The 14600-nt window shown below is 66.9% G+C and carries 19 protein-coding genes; 12 read left to right on the top strand and 7 right to left on the bottom strand.

Annotated features, from left to right (window positions below; translation table 11 throughout):
• Nucleotides 1-3: 3 nt before the first annotated feature.
• The 4 genes from ACR2MZ_RS05595 (at nt 4) to ACR2MZ_RS05580 (ending at nt 3349) form a co-directional block, all read left to right on the top strand.
• Nucleotides 4-1071, top strand: coding sequence for an ABC transporter ATP-binding protein (locus ACR2MZ_RS05595; protein ID WP_434004081.1), 1068 nt, complete (start codon nt 4-6; stop codon nt 1069-1071).
• Between the two features lie 70 nt (nt 1072-1141).
• The gene (gene pyrE / locus ACR2MZ_RS05590) at nt 1142-1669 is read left to right on the top strand and encodes an orotate phosphoribosyltransferase (RefSeq protein ID WP_434004080.1); all 528 of its coding nucleotides are present in this window, start codon (nt 1142-1144) and stop codon (nt 1667-1669) included.
• Entirely contained in the window at nt 1662-3035 is a 1374-nt protein-coding gene (locus tag ACR2MZ_RS05585) for a dihydroorotase (protein ID WP_434004079.1), read from the top strand. Before pyrE ends, ACR2MZ_RS05585 begins: the two co-directional genes overlap by 8 nt.
• A 53-nt stretch (nt 3036-3088) precedes the next feature.
• Nucleotides 3089-3349 carry a DUF6411 family protein gene (locus tag ACR2MZ_RS05580; RefSeq protein ID WP_434004078.1) on the top strand — a complete coding sequence of 87 codons (261 nt, stop codon included), beginning with the start codon at nt 3089-3091 and terminating at the stop codon, nt 3347-3349.
• A 122-nt stretch (nt 3350-3471) separates the two neighbouring features.
• On the opposite strand, the gene ACR2MZ_RS05575 is transcribed toward ACR2MZ_RS05580, so the two are convergent.
• From ACR2MZ_RS05575 to ACR2MZ_RS05560, 4 genes are all read right to left on the bottom strand, one after another.
• Nucleotides 3472-4053: an MBL fold metallo-hydrolase gene (locus ACR2MZ_RS05575; RefSeq protein ID WP_434004077.1), complete on the bottom strand. Its 582-nt coding sequence runs from the start codon at nt 4051-4053 to the stop codon at nt 3472-3474.
• A 146-nt stretch (nt 4054-4199) separates the two neighbouring features.
• Complete coding sequence (locus tag ACR2MZ_RS05570; RefSeq protein WP_434004076.1) at nt 4200-4562, bottom strand: YybH family protein; 363 nt, start codon at nt 4560-4562, stop codon at nt 4200-4202.
• A 36-nt stretch (nt 4563-4598) separates the two neighbouring features.
• Nucleotides 4599-4886 (bottom strand): hypothetical protein, encoded by a 288-nt coding sequence (locus ACR2MZ_RS05565; protein WP_338178792.1) that lies wholly within the window; start codon nt 4884-4886, stop codon nt 4599-4601.
• Complete coding sequence (locus ACR2MZ_RS05560) at nt 4883-5698, bottom strand: ParA family protein (RefSeq protein WP_434004075.1); 816 nt, start codon at nt 5696-5698, stop codon at nt 4883-4885. The genes ACR2MZ_RS05565 and ACR2MZ_RS05560 overlap by 4 nt, the downstream gene beginning before the upstream one ends.
• A gap of 94 nt (nt 5699-5792) precedes the next feature.
• On the opposite strand from ACR2MZ_RS05560, the gene ACR2MZ_RS05555 reads away from it, so the two are divergent.
• Genes ACR2MZ_RS05555 through ACR2MZ_RS05540 form a run of 4 tightly spaced genes read left to right on the top strand, consistent with a single transcriptional unit; the run spans nt 5793 to nt 9889 of the window.
• Entirely contained in the window at nt 5793-6509 is a 717-nt protein-coding gene (locus tag ACR2MZ_RS05555) for a CvpA family protein (protein WP_434004074.1), read from the top strand.
• Nucleotides 6509-7876, top strand: a complete 1368-nt coding sequence (locus ACR2MZ_RS05550) for an MFS transporter (protein ID WP_434004073.1) — start codon at nt 6509-6511, stop codon at nt 7874-7876. Before ACR2MZ_RS05555 ends, ACR2MZ_RS05550 begins: the two co-directional genes overlap by 1 nt.
• 5 nt (nt 7877-7881) lie before the next feature.
• The gene (locus ACR2MZ_RS05545; protein ID WP_434004072.1) at nt 7882-8760 is read left to right on the top strand and encodes an arginase family protein; all 879 of its coding nucleotides are present in this window, start codon (nt 7882-7884) and stop codon (nt 8758-8760) included.
• Nucleotides 8747-9889, top strand: a complete 1143-nt coding sequence (locus ACR2MZ_RS05540; RefSeq protein WP_434004071.1) for an NAD(P)/FAD-dependent oxidoreductase — start codon at nt 8747-8749, stop codon at nt 9887-9889. The genes ACR2MZ_RS05545 and ACR2MZ_RS05540 overlap by 14 nt, the downstream gene beginning before the upstream one ends.
• A gap of 25 nt (nt 9890-9914) precedes the next feature.
• Here ACR2MZ_RS05540 and ACR2MZ_RS05535 read toward each other — a convergent pair whose 3' ends face one another.
• Nucleotides 9915-10139: a hypothetical protein gene (locus ACR2MZ_RS05535; protein WP_434004070.1), complete on the bottom strand. Its 225-nt coding sequence runs from the start codon at nt 10137-10139 to the stop codon at nt 9915-9917.
• Between the two features lie 119 nt (nt 10140-10258).
• Between ACR2MZ_RS05535 and ACR2MZ_RS05530 the strand changes: the two genes are divergently transcribed.
• Together ACR2MZ_RS05530 and thpR are read left to right on the top strand one after the other, a co-directional pair.
• Complete coding sequence (locus ACR2MZ_RS05530; protein WP_434004069.1) at nt 10259-10393, top strand: hypothetical protein; 135 nt, start codon at nt 10259-10261, stop codon at nt 10391-10393.
• Nucleotides 10390-11034 carry an RNA 2',3'-cyclic phosphodiesterase gene (gene thpR / locus ACR2MZ_RS05525; RefSeq protein ID WP_434004153.1) on the top strand — a complete coding sequence of 215 codons (645 nt, stop codon included), beginning with the start codon at nt 10390-10392 and terminating at the stop codon, nt 11032-11034. Before ACR2MZ_RS05530 ends, thpR begins: the two co-directional genes overlap by 4 nt.
• Here thpR and pdxR read toward each other — a convergent pair.
• A complete protein-coding gene (gene pdxR, locus ACR2MZ_RS05520; RefSeq protein WP_434004068.1) occupies nt 10986-12395 on the bottom strand; it encodes a MocR-like pyridoxine biosynthesis transcription factor PdxR in 1410 nt (469 codons plus the stop codon). The two genes, thpR and pdxR, sit on opposite strands and share 49 nt — an antisense overlap.
• Nucleotides 12396-12441: 46 nt before the next feature.
• On the opposite strand from pdxR, the gene ACR2MZ_RS05515 reads away from it, so the two are divergent.
• Together ACR2MZ_RS05515 and ACR2MZ_RS05510 are read left to right on the top strand one after the other, a co-directional pair.
• The gene (locus tag ACR2MZ_RS05515) at nt 12442-12894 is read left to right on the top strand and encodes a carboxymuconolactone decarboxylase family protein (protein ID WP_434004067.1); all 453 of its coding nucleotides are present in this window, start codon (nt 12442-12444) and stop codon (nt 12892-12894) included.
• Between the two features lie 199 nt (nt 12895-13093).
• A complete protein-coding gene (locus ACR2MZ_RS05510; protein ID WP_434004066.1) occupies nt 13094-14050 on the top strand; it encodes a DMT family transporter in 957 nt (318 codons plus the stop codon).
• A 16-nt stretch (nt 14051-14066) separates the two neighbouring features.
• Here the strand turns inward: ACR2MZ_RS05510 and ACR2MZ_RS05505 are convergent, their stop codons facing one another.
• The gene (locus ACR2MZ_RS05505; RefSeq protein ID WP_434004065.1) at nt 14067-14468 is read right to left on the bottom strand and encodes a GlcG/HbpS family heme-binding protein; all 402 of its coding nucleotides are present in this window, start codon (nt 14466-14468) and stop codon (nt 14067-14069) included.
• Nucleotides 14469-14600 lie beyond the last annotated feature (132 nt).

Genomic DNA, 14600 nt, shown 5'->3' with positions numbered 1-14600 from the left:
GCCATGGCGGAGATCACAATCGAGTCCATCAGCAAGTCTTTTTCGGGCGTCAAGGCAGTCGACAACGTCTCCCTGACCATCCACGATGGCGAGTTCATGGTTTTGCTCGGCCCCAGTGGATGCGGCAAAACCACGCTCCTGCGCCTCATCGCGGGGTTCGATCTGCCAGACGCCGGCAGAATTTCGATCGGCGATCGGGATGTCACTGTTTCGCCGCCCGGGCGTCGCGACATCGCGATGGTGTTTCAGAGCTACGCGCTCTTTCCCCATCTCCGCGTGTTCGACAACGTCGCCTTCGGCCTGCGCATGCATCATGTGGCCAGAGAAGAGGTGACGTCACGGGTCCGCGAGGCGGCGGAGCTGATGGGCATCGATGCCTTCCTGAACCGCTATCCCACGCAGTTGAGCGGCGGCCAACGGCAGCGCGTAGCGGTGGCCAGAGCCCTCGTGATGAGGCCTTCGGTGATACTGATGGACGAACCGCTGAGTAATCTCGACGCCCTGCTTCGGCTTCAGATGCGCGCCGAACTGAAGCACCTACTGCAGGACATCAAGACGACTACCGTCTACGTTACGCATGACCAGGTCGAAGCCCTGAGCATGGGCGACCGCACAGCCGTGATGCGAGATGGCGCCATCCTGCAGTGCGCTTCGCCGATGGAGGTCTACGACCGCCCGGGCGACGTCTTCGTGGCTACCTTCATCGGGAATCCTCCGATGAACATAGTTCGTGGTGTGGCCCGGGATTCAACAGTGGCCGTGGAAGGAGTGGAGGTGCGGCTGCCCGAGGCCAGCAACTTTCCGGCGGCCGCCGAGGTCACCGTGGGCATCCGGGCCGAAAACATCGAAGTGCATAGTGAGCCCCACCACGGGGCCCTTCCCGCGACCGTGGCGGTCATCGAGCCGTTGGGATCGCACCTGCTATTGACGCTCGCCGCTGGCGCCGAGACCATAAAGGCGTCAGTTCGGACTGACTTTCCGGTCAAGCGGGGCGATTCGGTGTGGCTGGAGCTGAGAGAGGGGAGTGTGAGGCTGCTTGGTGCCGTTACCGAATCCGCGCGATCGACCTGAGGAGGACCCTGGTGTAGAGCCCGCGGCTTGCCCGGCCAGGCCCTCCGAACGGCCGGGCTAGGCTATCAGCGTGATTGCGCCTGACCTCAACACTCTGGCCCGGGATCTGGCGGCGGCAGCGTACTTGGAGGGCGACTTCGTCCTTCGCTCCGGCCGTCACTCGCAGTACTACTTCGACAAGTACCTGTTCGAAACCCAGCCCTCGCTGCTGCGCCGGACGGGGCGGGCGCTGGCCAGGCTGGTACCCCCTACCACGCAGCGGCTGGCAGCGCCCGAGCTGGGCGCCATTCTGGTCGGCGGAGTGGTGTCGCTGGAGCTGGATCTGCCGCTCGTCCTCGTCCGCAAACAAGCCAAGGAGTATGGCACCGCGCGCTCGTTGGAGGGCCGGCTCGAGCCAGGTGAGAAGGTCACCGTGATCGAGGACGTGCTGACCACCGGGGGGGCCGCCATTGACGCCATCACCAAGCTGCGCGACGCCGGCGCGGACGTGACCTGTCTCCTGGGCGTGCTGGACCGGGAGGAGGGCGCTCGGGAGGCAATCGAAGGGCTGGGAGTGACGTTCAAACCGCTTTTCCGCAAGTCAGACCTGGGTGTCTGACTTCGTCATCCGGGGAGCTCTGGTCCTCACTGGCGAAGGCCCTCGCCCGGTTGACGTCAGTGTGAGAGACGGGTTGCTGGAGGCGGTCGGCAAGGTCCCGGAGACCGGGCTGGAGACGGTTCGGGCTGCGGGGCTCTGGCTTCTGCCCGGCGCCATCGACGCCCACGTTCACAGCCGGGACCCCGGCCTGCCAGAGAAGGAGGACTTCATCTCGCTCACCCGCGCGGCGGCCGCGGGGGGCGTCACCACGCTGGTGGACATGCCGAACACGGTGCCCGCGGTGGACAGCCCTGCAGTGTTCCTGGAGAAAGTGGAGCGCCTCAGTGATCGCTCTCTGGTGGACTTCGGTCTGTGGGGCATCCTCCGCTCCTCCTCCCAGCCGGACGACCTGCTCGGGCTGCTCGACGCCGGCGCCATGGGCATCAAGGCGCTGCTCGGCTATGCGCTCAGCAAGGAGGACGGCCGGGTCATCTACACCCTCGACTTTGGCCAGCCGGGCATCGAGGCACCGCCCGACTATGGCAGCCTCGTTCGCCTCGCACCCGTGCTCGCCCGGGTCGACGGCGTGCTCGCCGTTCACGCGGAGGACCCGGGCGTGCTGCGGGAGCTGGAGAGGCCGGCCGACTCGTACGCGGAGCTCCTCGCGGGCCGGCCGGCCCTGGCGGAGGCGATAGCGATTGCGGCCCTGGGTCAGATCTCACTGGCGACAGGTGTCCGCGTTCGCGTGGTGCATATCTCGAGCGAGCTGGGCTTGAAGGCGGCTCGCTTGGCGCAGGCGGCTGGCGCCCGGCTGGATCTGGAAACCTGTCCCCACTACCTCTGGCTCAGCGCCGAGGACGCAGAGCGCCTAGGGCCGGCGATGAAGGTCTACCCGCCGGTGAAGCAGCCCGCAGACCGAACGGCTCTCATCGCGGCTGTCAAGGATGGCCTCATCCCAACCGTGGCGACAGACCATGCGCCTCACACCGACGAGGAGAAGCTGGCCCGCTCCTGGGCCGACACCGCGCCGGGCAGCCCGGGGGTTCAGATGCTCTATCTGAGCTGCCTGGAGCTGGCCCGCCGCCAAGGTGACCCCTGGTTGGCGGCGCGCTGGGTGGCCGAGGGTCCAGCCCGCGCTCTCAAATTGCACCCCCGGAAGGGCGTGATCGCTCCTGGGGCGGAGGCGGATCTGGTGCTGGTCGACCCGGCGGCAGCTACTGTCGTCGAACCGAAGATCATGCATTCGCGGCAGAAGCATTCGGCGCTGGACGGCTTGCGGTTCGAGTTTGCCATCCGCTCGGTGTGGTGCCGGGGGGAGCTGGTGGCGCAGGACGGTCGACCGGTCGGTGCGCCCGGCTGGGGGCGCCTGGTCAGCCCCACCCGTTAGTCGTCGCCAGGCGGGAGCGGTTGGCCGCCTGAAGCTGTAGCATCCCAGGCACCTTGACGTTGATAGCAGTCCTCATCGTCGTCTGCCTGGTTCTCTTGGCGGTGGGCTTCCTGGCCCCGCGGCGTTCGCGGCGGCTTCAGCGCGATATCGATAGTGGCAGCGACAAGGCCCAGCGAAAAGCCGACGAAAAGACGCCTGACGCGCTCACCAAGTTCGTCCAGAAGCCGATCGAGAACGCACGCAAGGCTGCCGACAAGAGCACGGAGGTCGGCCGCGAGGGCCGGGAGAAGGCGTCAGGCGAAGACGTCGACTGAGATCGTCTGGGTCTGGCGTGAAGCGATGGAGGAAGCCGCTGGTGGTACTTACTCGGGCAGCTACACAGGTTATTCGGGCGGTTGACGCTGGCTCCTCGGGAGGCGGTATCTCCTCCGGTTGATTAGCCGCGGACCGTCTGAAACACGGGGTTGGAGCGCAGCTCCGCCTCAAGATTCGTGACGGGGCCGTGGCCGGGATAGATAGCCGTGTTGAGCGGTAGACCAGCCACCCTGGAATGGATGGAGAACAGCTGCTGGCGAAGGTCCGTCTCAGGGCGCTGGGCGCCGATCCCGCCGGCCAGCAGCGTGTCACCCGTGAAAAGGTGGTTGCCGACCGAGAAGCAGAGACTGCCCGGTGTGTGGCCGGCGGTGTGGAGCACACGAAGCTGGAAACGACCGAACTCCAACTCGTCGCCATCGCTCAGGTAGCGATCCGCTGAGCGGAGAAAAGCCTTGGCGTCGGCTATATGCATTCCGGCCTGGGCACCCGTGGCTTCCTGCAGAGCCGACTTGCCGGCCACGTGACCGGCATGGCCGTGAGTGGCGAGCACCCAGCGAACTTTCTGCCCGGCCAGCTGCTGAAGCACTTTCCCGGCCGGCTCGACAGGATCGATCACCACCGACTCATTGGTTGCGGTACAGGTGAGAATGAAGCAGTTGACCTCCTTCTCGCCCTGCACCTTGAGGATCCCCAGACGTGCCATGTTTCTTACCTATACCTAAATGAGGGTTATCGGCATCCTGATGGCCCTCTTGGTGTTGGCCTGGTCGGTCTGGTGGACGGCGGGCTACATCTGGCGGCGCAGCCGCGCATCGGTCGGCCGCCGCCGCCTCTAGCCAGCGCCAAGGCTCAGCCTTCCTGCATCCACCACTCCGTGAAGGACGATGCCATACCGTCCGAGCCCAAGCGGATAAGCCACAGGTTGCTGAAGCGGGTGGCCTCGGCGTCCTTGTACCGTGTCCACCCGCGGACGACGCCGAGGTCACCGTCGAGCGCGATCACCTCATACCGGAAACTATGGTCGCCCGGCTCATCCCTGCGTTGGAGCCAGCCCTCGACGATCTTGTTGCGCCCGCGCCAGGGCTGCCGAAAGGGCGCCGTGTAGTACCCCGCGTCCTCAGTGAAGAGAGCCGCGATCTCATGCCTGTCATTGCTGTCCCAGGCGGCGAGATAGGCCTGCAGCCAGGCCTCGAAATCGGCACGCTGCCTCATCAGTTCACGCTTTGTCGCCCCGCCGGGGCAGCCTGGTTACTCGGGAGGGGCGGCTTGGAGCTTGTCGCGCAGCTGGTCGTAGCGCTCGAACTTCTCCAGCGGAAGCTTCGGCTTCGCCCGCTCCGGGTACTTCGCAGCTTGGATAGCATCCAGCAGGAGCTGCACCTCATCGGCCGCCAGGTGCAGGTGCCGGGAGTGGCGATCCTTGGCCGGCCGCTCCACTACCTCAGTGATAGTGTCCTCGGTCGCCTCCACCACCCGCGGCCGAGTCGGCCGGAAGAGCTCTTCGGAGCCGGATAGTGAGACACGCTTGAACTTGCTCATGACGTTTTCCTCTGCCCTGCCTGCTTGCCGGACATGACCTGGTCGGCCAGCAGGCGGTAGGCGCGAGCACCATCGGAGTTCCCGGCGTAGGTCAGGATCGACGCTGCAGCGAGGGGCGACTCCGCGAAGCGGATGGAATCGCGAATTGCAAAGTCGTAGACCAAATCCCCGTAGTGGTCGCGCACCAACTGCAGCACCTCCTGCGAGTGCAGTGTGCGAGCTTTGTAGATGGTGGGCAGGATACCGGCGACGCGCAGCCGCGGGTTGAGCTTGGCCCGCACCCGGTCGACCGTCCGCTGCAGCTGCTGCATGCCCTTCATGCCGAAGTACTCGCACTGGAGGGGGATGATCACGTCATCAGCGGCCACAAAGGCGTTGATGGTGATGAGGCTCAGGGCGGGCGGGCAGTCGATGACTATGTAGTCGTAGCGCCGCTGGACGGGAGCGAGCTTCTCCTTCAGAATGCCCTCTCGCCCGATCTCCTGCAGGAGCTGCGTTTCGGCGCCCGACAGTTCGATGTTGGAAGGCAGGTAGTGAAGCCCCGCCAGGGCATTCTCGAGGACCACTTCGCTGAATCCCACCGAGGGATCGACGAGCAGCTCATAGACTGTCTTCTCCAGCTCGTCGGGCAGCTTGACACCCATGTTTATGGTCAGGTGCGCCTGCGGATCGAGGTCCACCAGAAGGACGCGCTGACCTTTCTCGGCGAGAGCGGCGCCGAGGTTCACCGCTGTGGTGGTCTTGCCAACCCCGCCTTTTTGGTTGGCTATAGCGATGGTGTGCGCCAAGGGGTGGTCCGAGTTTACTCGCATCTCGCATCACCGACCACTGCCGGCAATGGGGAGCGCGGCCGGCCGACGGCGGAGGTCCCGCGTCCACTTCCGGCTGTCGATAAACTCCGCGCCGGTGGTCTTAGACATCCTCTTCGCCGTCATCATCCTGGTGGCGGTGGTGATCGGCTACAAGAAGGGCCTGGTTCAGCCGCTCCTGGCCGAGGTGTTCTTCCTCGGCACAGCACTCTTCCTGCTCGGCAACGGGCAGGGCTTTGCCGGCCTCCTGGAGCGCGCCTTCCATCTGAATGGCTTCTTCCTCTTTGTGGTGGGGCTGGCGGTCACCATCTTCATGGGCTACCTGGGCGGTCGGTTGGGCGGCATCATCCACCGCATGCCTGTTGTCCAGGGAGTCGACGGTTTGCTGGGCCTGGTGCTGCACGGCTTTGTAGCCATCCTCTTCTGCTACTTCCTGCTCTCAGCGCTGCTGGCCTTCAACAACGCTTTCCGGGCAACAGCGGGCGCGGCGGTGGTCACCTATGCCCAGGTGGAGTCGCTGAAGAGACAGCTCGCCGCCAACCCGATCACCGCCGCGCTGATGCCGACCGGCGATGTGCACAGGCTGGAGACGCAGGCGCAGAGGAATAGGAGCGCGCAGCTTTCTGAGACGCCGCTCCTGGGCCAGCTGCAGACGGTGAGTCACGACTTTCTCGAACCGCAGCTGACTGGCTCCAGGCTGGCGCCCCTGGTGCTGAGGATCGGCTCCAAGGTGCCGGTCCTCGGCCATGCGACGACGCGCGACCTGCCGACGCCGGCGCCTGTCGCCAGACCCAGCCCGACGCCCACGAAATAGTGAGCGCGCCGCCCGCCGCTGCAGCGCCGGCTGTGCTCACGCTGGCTCCCGCGGCCAAGCTCTCGCGACCTCAATTCCTGGCGCTCGTCGCCTACTGGGTGGCGATCGGCTATCTCTGGCAGAGCCTGGGCACGCTGATCCTGCCGGATGTCGTCGAGCGCCTGGTCGGCAGCGCCGCCAAGGGCACTGGCCTCAGTGTGCTGGAGGGCATCGGGACGGTGATCGCGATCGTCTGGCAGCCTGTCGCCGGCACCCTATCTGACCGCACGCACACGCGGTGGGGCAGGCGGCGACCCTATCTGGTGGGTGGCACAGCTGCCGACCTGCTCTTCCTGGTGGGAATCGCCCTGGCCGGCAGCTTCTGGCCCCTTGTCGTCGCCTACACGTTCTTGCAGTTCAGCTCCAACACAGCCCAGGGGCCCTACCAGGGGCTCGCTCCTGACATAGTTCCGGAAGAGCAGCGCGGCACGGCCAGCGGCTTCTACGGCCTCGCCAATCTGCTGGGCATCCTGAGCGGCACGGTGGGCGGCGGCCTGATCCTGGCAGCCGCCGGGCGGCCCGCAGCGGTCGCCAGCATCATGGCACTCCTGGCCCTGGGCTGCCTGGCGACGGTCTGGGGAGTGAAGGAGCCTGTCCGGCCCCTGCGGCCGGGTGGCGTCGGCCCGTTCCTGGGCGTGGTCAGGTCAACCTTCCTGACCCCACTCGCTCATCGCGACTTCCTCTGGCTCATGGCTTCACGCCTGCTCATCCTGATGGGGGTGGTAGGGATCCAGAGCTTCGTCCTCTATTACTTCAGCGACACCTACTTCCACGGCTCGACGAGAGCAGCGACAGGAGCCACCACAGGTCTGGTCGGAGCTGTGATCCTGATCGCCGTGCTGGTCACCTGGCCGGCAGCGCGGCTCTCCGACCGCATAGGCCGCAAGCCGCTGATAGTTCTGGGCGGACTGCTGGCAGCCGCAGGCGTCTCAGTGCTCCTCTTCAGCGGCTACCGCTGGCTACCCGAGCAACTGCTCAACCGGCTGGCGGACCTCCTCGCGCTGCCGCCTCTGGCCGCCCAGACCCTGCTCGCCGGGGTGCTGCTGGGCTTGGGCTTTGGCGCCTTCATGTCAGTCGACTGGGCGTACATCACAGACGTGATTCCCATCGAGCACGCGGGCTTGTTCTTCGGCTTTTCCAACATCGCCACCGCCGGTTCCGGCGTGATCGCGCGCTTCGTAGCGGGCTTGCTGCTCGACCACTTCAACGCCCGCGGCGAGCTTCTGAATTTGCCAGGCGGCTATCCGGTGGTGTTCACGCTGCTGTTAGCCTGGATCCTGGTGGGCACACTCTTCGTACTGCCGGTGCAGCGGGGGCACCACCCATGACCTCCATGAACCTGGTGGGCCTGAAGGCCTGGGGAGGCATCCCGGAAGCTCCTCTGGAATCGGCCCGCATAGTGCTGGCCGGCCTTGCCTACGACGGCTCGGCTGTCTACCGGCGAGGCGCCGCCGAAGCGCCGGCCGCCATCCGCCGCCTGTCGCCTGTCATGCCGGCGGTGGACGAGCGCGGCCGGGGTCTTGATCGGCTCAACATCTGTGACCTGGGTGACTTGAGCCTGGGCGATGCTGTCGAGACCGGCTGGCAGGCTGCCGCTGAACGTCTGGCGGCAGTCCCGAAGGACGCCTTCCTGACAGTCCTGGGCGGCGACCACTGCTGCGCAATCCCCATCCTGGCTGCTCAAGCCCGCCGCCACCCGGACCTGGCAGTGCTCTGGGTCGACGCTCATCCCGACCTCTGCGATGCCTCCCGAGGCGGTCGCTGGACCTGTGGCTGCGCGCTTCGGCGCGCTCTCGAGGTGGCCGGTTTGGAGCCCCGGCGCGTCGCCCTGGCCGGCTGCCGCGACATCGACGCTGATGAGCTGGAGTACGTGCGTGAGCAAGCGCTGGTGATGGTCCCGACAGTCGATTTCGCCAACGATTTCGCCGCCGCCAGCAAGCGAGTACTGGACGCCCTCGGGGACCGGCCTGTGCACGTGTCGCTGGACATCGACGTGCTCGACCCAGCGTATGCGCCGGGAACCGAGATCGCCTCCGCCGGCGGCTGGACCACGCGCCAGGTGCTGAACCTCCTGGCCGAGGCAAATCGGCGCTGCCGGCTCGTCGGCCTGGACATCTGCGAGATCTCGCCGAATCTCGATCACGCCGAAGTGACAGGTCTCGCGGCGCTCAAGGTTCTCTTCGAAACCTGGAGCGCGGTTGCGCACCGCTGAGATAGTCATCGCCGGCGGCGGCGTCGTCGGCTGCGCTCTGGCTTACCAGCTGGCTCGTCGGGGAGCCGACGTGCTCCTGCTGGAGCGCGGTCAGCTCGGGGCTGAGTCGACGGGCAAGTGTGCCGGCGGAGTGCGGCAGATGTTCTCGCACGCCGCCAACGTGCGTTTGCAGAAGGTCTCGCTGCGCCTGCTCCAGGAGTTCGAAGGGGAGACCGGCATGGACCCCGAGCTCCGCCAGGTGGGCTACCTGTTCGTGCTGACAGAGCCGGCGCAGGTAGCCGACCTCCGGGCCCAGCTGCGCCTCTGGCACGCCGAGGGGGTGACTGAAGCACGCTGGGTGGATCCGGAAGAGATCCAGCGGCTCTCTCCTGCTCTCAACGTGGAGGACGTGCTGGGGGGTACTTTCTGTCCCAGCGACGGCCTGGCCAGCCCGGCAGGCGTGACCCAGGGCTATGTCTCAGCGGCCCGCCGGCTCGGCGCCAGGTTGGAGGAGGAAGTGGCCCTCACAGGTGTCAGCCACAACGGCGGCCGGGTGCGGCGGGTAGAGACGACCACGGGCCCCGTGGCCACAGAGAAGCTGCTCTGCTGCGCGGGCGCCTGGTCAGGCGAGGTGGGCCGGCTGGCGGGAGCCGAGGTGCCTGTGCTGCCCTACCGGCGGCACGTCTTTGTAACGGGTCCCTTTGCGGCGGTGGGAAGGCGCAATCCGATGACCATCGATCTCAGCACTGGCTTCTACTTCCACCCCGAAGGCGACGGAGTGCTCTTCGGCATGAGCGATCGAGAGGAGCCGAGCAGCTTCCGACAGGAGGTCGACTGGGCCTGGCTGGAGCAGGTGGTGGCGGTGGCGGCACACAGGGCGCCGCCGCTGGCCGCCGCGGGCTTGAAGACGGCGTGGGCGGGGCTGTATGAGATGACGCCGGATCACCAACCGCTGCTCGGCCCGCACCCCGACCTGCAGGGCTTATGGTGCGCCTGTGGTTTCAGCGGCCACGGCTTCATGCAGGCGCCGGCGGTCGGCCTGGCGCTGGCCCAGATGATCACCGGCGAAGCGCCGGCTGTGGACCTCAGTGCCTTCTCGCCTGCTCGCTTTGCGGCGGGCAGGCTGGAGAGCGAGCGCAACGTCATCTGACCAGCGGACCGTAACCGCGGGCAGGTTAGGTCGGGCGGAACACCACCATGAGGGCGAGGATGCCGATTCCAGCCAGGATCAGCACCGTTCCGCAGCCGAGTGAGAAGACGGTGAAGACAGGACCACCCATGGCTGCGTAGGTGGCAGCGCTCTCCGCTTGCTGCCGCTGGCGGTTGATGGTCCCATACCACCACGCGACGCCAACCACTATCGCCATGACGCCGACCAGGCCGCCAAGCACAAGCCTCATGCTTCCTCCCAGTATCGCCCGCGGCGTCAGAGACGCCGCCTGAGCAGGGTCGGCACGGGCCAGAGGCCAGAGCGTAAGATGTCGCTTCGAACCGGTTGGCGCTCAACAAAGGTGACTTCATGACTGATCCAGTTACTGACAACCCGGACACACTTCCCGAGGAGCCGACCGAAACCCCTGAGCAAGAGGGCCAAGAGGGAACCGAGGAGAGCTTCCCCTCGAGCGATCCGTCTTCGACCACGCCTCTGGTCTGAGCGGGAGGCCGCTTCCCGCAGGCGGCGAGGGCGACGGCGAACAGCCGGTTGGACGTCTCCGCGCTTTCGTCGCCGTGCCAGTGCCGCCCGCCAGGGCGCTGGCCAGCTTCCTGGCTGCCGCCCGAGAGGCGATGCCAGGTTTTCGTTGGGTCGAGCCCCAAAAGCTGCACGTGACGCTGCGCTTCCTGGGTTACCTGGAGCAGACCATGGTGGCGCGCCTGGTGACGGAGCTCAGCCGAATACGAGCAGAACCGTTCGAGCTCGGCGTGAGCGGATTGGGGAAATTCGGCGGCTCGGGCTTGGCGCGGGTTGTGTGGCTGGGGGTGGGCCGCGGCGCTCAGCCGCTGATCGAACTGGCCGCTCAGGTGGAAGATGCCTGCCGGTTGGCCGGCTTGCCGCCTTCGGATCGTCAGTTCCGCGCCCACCTCACATTGGCGCGAGCGCGTGACCGGAGGGGCGCACAGCTGCCTGAGCTGCCGCCGGTCCCTGCCGTCGAACCCTGGCCGGTGCGAGAGGTAGTCCTCTTCCAAAGCCGGCCGGGTGCCTCCGGAGCAAACTACGTTCCCGTCTTCAGCCTGCCGCTCGGGGTCGCTCAGCCGAGGACGTCGCAGAGGGCTTCGACGGCGCCCGCGAAAGCGTGATCAGGTGGGGTCCCGTAACCAACCACGAGCGCGGCCGGGGCTTCAGGGTCCGGATCGTGGCGGAATTCAGCCAGACCCTGGACGGCCAGGCCTGCGCGGTGGGCGCGCGTCCGGATACCAGGCTCGTCTCGCCCACGCAGGCCGCTGCCCAGTGCCAGAACCGCGTGCAGGCCGGCAGCCATACCTGTCACGCTGACCCCCGGCGACCGCTCAGTCAGCCGGGCCACCAGTAGGTCGCGCCGCTGACGGTAGAGGAGCCTCGAGCGGCGAATGTGCCGGTCGTACGCACCTGACCGGATGAACTCTTCCATAGTCAGCTGCTCCAGCACGCCGGTGCGGGCACCGCTGGAACGCTTGCTTTCCACCAAGGCGTCGACCAGCTTAGACGGCGCCACCAGCCAGGCCAGGCTCAGCCCCGGTGCCAGGCTCTTGCTGGCTGTGCCCACGTAGGCGACAACGTCGGGAGCCAGGCTCTGGAGCGCACCGAGCGGCGGTCGGTCATAGCGGAACTCACCGTCGTAGTCGTCCTCCACGACCAGCCCGCCGCTGCCCCGCGCCCACTCCAGTGCTGCGACACGACGTTGCGCCGTCAGCGAGACACCGAGTGGAAATTGGTGGCCGGGGGTGAGCAGCACGGCGCCCGCGCCCAGGCCGCGGAGCTGATCGATGACTGCGCCTGAGCTGTCGATCGCCAGCGGCGGCGTGCGTACCCCGGCGGCGCGGATGATGTCCCTGTGCAGGCCGATTCCGTACGACTCGACGGCGAAGACTCTCGCGCCCTGGCCGTTCAAGGTGGTCGCCAGCAGGTGAAGCGCCTGCGCGAAACCTGAGCAGACGATGATCCTCTCGGCGGTCGTCCGCACCCCCCTCACCCGGGCTAGGTACTGAGCAAGCCTCTCGCGCAGCCGCAGCAGGCCTCTCGGATCTTGATAGCCGAACTCCTCATTGCGCGCCGCTGCCAGCGCCTTGCGGGCGGCCCCCAGCCAGAGGCTGCGGGGGAAGCTCGCCAAATCTGGGGTGCCGGGTAGAAGGTCGTAGGCGGAGCGCCTGCGCGCCGACGAGGGCCGGCTCACGCCGGCCGCCGGTTCCGCCGGCGTGGCGCGATCCGCCACTCGAGTGCCGGAACCCTGGCGGGCACTGAGCCAGCCCTCGGCGATCAGCTGACCGTAGGCATCGGCCACTGTGTTTCGAGCCAGACCGAGCTCTTGAGCCAGCGCGCGGGAGGAGGGAAGGGCAGTCCCCGCGCCCAGACGGCCACTCCTGACAGCCTCACGGAGGGCCTGTTCCAGGCCTGCGCGCCGGCGCGTGCCGCGCAGCTCAAGGTAGAGGTCGGGAGCCAAAGTGGCCCATGTTTGCGGCATGGAATTTGACTATATCTCTGGGCCGCCAACAGCCTAGGGTGGAGACATGGCAAGCACAGAGACCAAACAACGGATTTCCATCAAGTCATTGGCGCCTCGCGTCTACAAGGCGGTGCTGGCTCTCGACGCGGTCGCGGGAGAGGGACTGGAGCCGCCTCTGAAGGAGCTGGTGCGAGTCCGCGCCTCTCAGCTCAACGGCTGCGTCTACTGCATCGACGCCCACAGCTCAGACGCTCGAAACGGGGGCGAGGCTGAGCAGCGCCTCTACGCGCTGCCGGCGTGGCGGGAGGCACCCTATTACACCGAGCGGGAGCGCGCGGCTCTTGAGCTCACTGACTCGATGACGCGGCTCAGTGAGAGCCACGTGCCGGATGGCGTGTATCAGGGCGCGGCTAACCACTTCTCAGACGGGGACCTGGCTCAACTGATGAGCCTCATCCTGGCGATCAACGCCTGGAACCGCATAGGCGTTGCCACGCGGCTCCAGCCGGGTTCGTGAGGTCCGCCCAGCGGAAGACGAATCAGGAAGGAGACCACCGATCACTGAAGACCCACAGTCGCCCCACCCTGCGCAACAGCCAACTGGAGCCAGGTGGAAAACGGCAAGATAACTGCCGTGCGCGTGACCTTCGACGCCCGGGCCCTGACTGCCGAGCCTACGAAATGACTGTCCGGCGCGCGCCGCGAGGCCGCCCGGAGTGCCTTCGGCCGGCAACCGGCTCAGCGCAGGGGCCCAGGTGACGCGCCGCGGCCTCCTGCTGTTCGCCTCGATGTGCCTGGTGTGGGGTATCCCGTACCTCTTCATTCGGATAGCTGTCAGCGAGCTCTCGCCGGCGACGCTTGTCTTCCTGCGGACAGGGCTGGCGGCGCTGGTGCTGCTGCCGATCGCGTTGAAGCGCGGTGTCAACCTGCGATCCCTCTCGAGCAGGTGGCCCTGGCTTCTCGCCTTCGCTGCCATCGAGATCGCCATCCCCTGGTTGTTCCTGTCGAGCGCCGAGCAGCAGATCTCCAGCTCACTCACCGGATTGCTGATCTCGACTGTGCCGCTTGTGGCCACGGTCGTCGCCGTCGTCCTGGGCCAGCGCGACCGGATCAGCCCGACCCTCCTTGCCGGCCTGGCCATCGGCCTCTTCGGCGTGGCAGCGATAGTGGGGTCTGATCTGCGCGCGACCGGCTTCCTCCCCTTGGCGCAGCTCGCCCTCGTCGTGGTCGGCTATGCCTTGGGGCCGGTGATCCTGGCCCGCCACCTGAGCGACCTGCCGCCGGTGAGCGTCATCGCTGTCTCGCTCGGACTGTGCGCATTGGCTTATGCGCCGTTCGCCGCTGCGCAGTGGCCTAGGTCGATCCCAGCCGCGGGCGTGCTGAGCTCTGTCGCTGCCCTGGCCTTGGTCTGCACGGCAGTCGCATTCCTGCTCTTCTTCGCGCTCATCGCGGAGATCGGACCGGTGCGCGCCACGGTCATCACCTACATCAACCCGGCGGTTGCGGCGCTGCTCGGCGTGGTAGTGCTGGGCGAGACTTTCACGTTGGGGATGGGCGCGGGTTTTGTGCTCGTGGTCCTGGGCGCTGCGCTGGCGACGACTCGCACGACGCCACTTGGCTGGTTCCGCTTCGCCGCCAGGGGCAAGGCCTCCGAGTCAACTGGCCCTCCCTGAACCGGGCGCCACTGGCCTAGAGCTTGTCGATGCCTGCCTGAGCGCACTCCCGGTCCTGGGCCGGCGTACCCCCGCTGACGCCCACTGCGCCCAGGATCGCGTCGCCCCGGCGCATGAGCAGCGAGCCCTCGCCGGGCATTATCGGCAGCCGCGCCAAGCGGTCCACCTGCGTGAAGAACGCCGGCCGCTGCTGCTGGACCTGGGCCAGCGAGTCGCCCTCGCGATGCCACAGAGCGGCGCCGGCCGCCTTCGCCTCGGCGATCTGAGCCGAGATCGGCGGGGCGCCGTCCATACGGCTCAGCACTTGGAGCAGCCCCCCTTCGTCGACCACTGCGACTGTCACCTGGATCCCAAGCTCTCTGGCCTTGGCGTGGGCGGCGGCGACTACTGTTTCGGCGTCTTTCTGAGAGCAAGGCATCCGCCAAGTGTAGATGGCGCCGAGAGAGGCAAACGTTGGCGCTAGTGTCCGCCCGTCGCGAACCACCACTTCGGCGCTGGGCGATTCTCAGGGCTCGCCCAGAAAGCTACAAAGTTCGGCCTGGCGGCGAAC

This window comes from Candidatus Dormiibacter sp. (genome assembly GCF_050999135.1).
Classification (GTDB): domain Bacteria; phylum Chloroflexota; class Dormibacteria; order Dormibacterales; family Dormibacteraceae; genus Dormiibacter; species Dormiibacter spiritus.
Note: the sequence above shows the minus strand (reverse complement) of the source record. Positions and strands in the feature narration are given on the sequence as shown.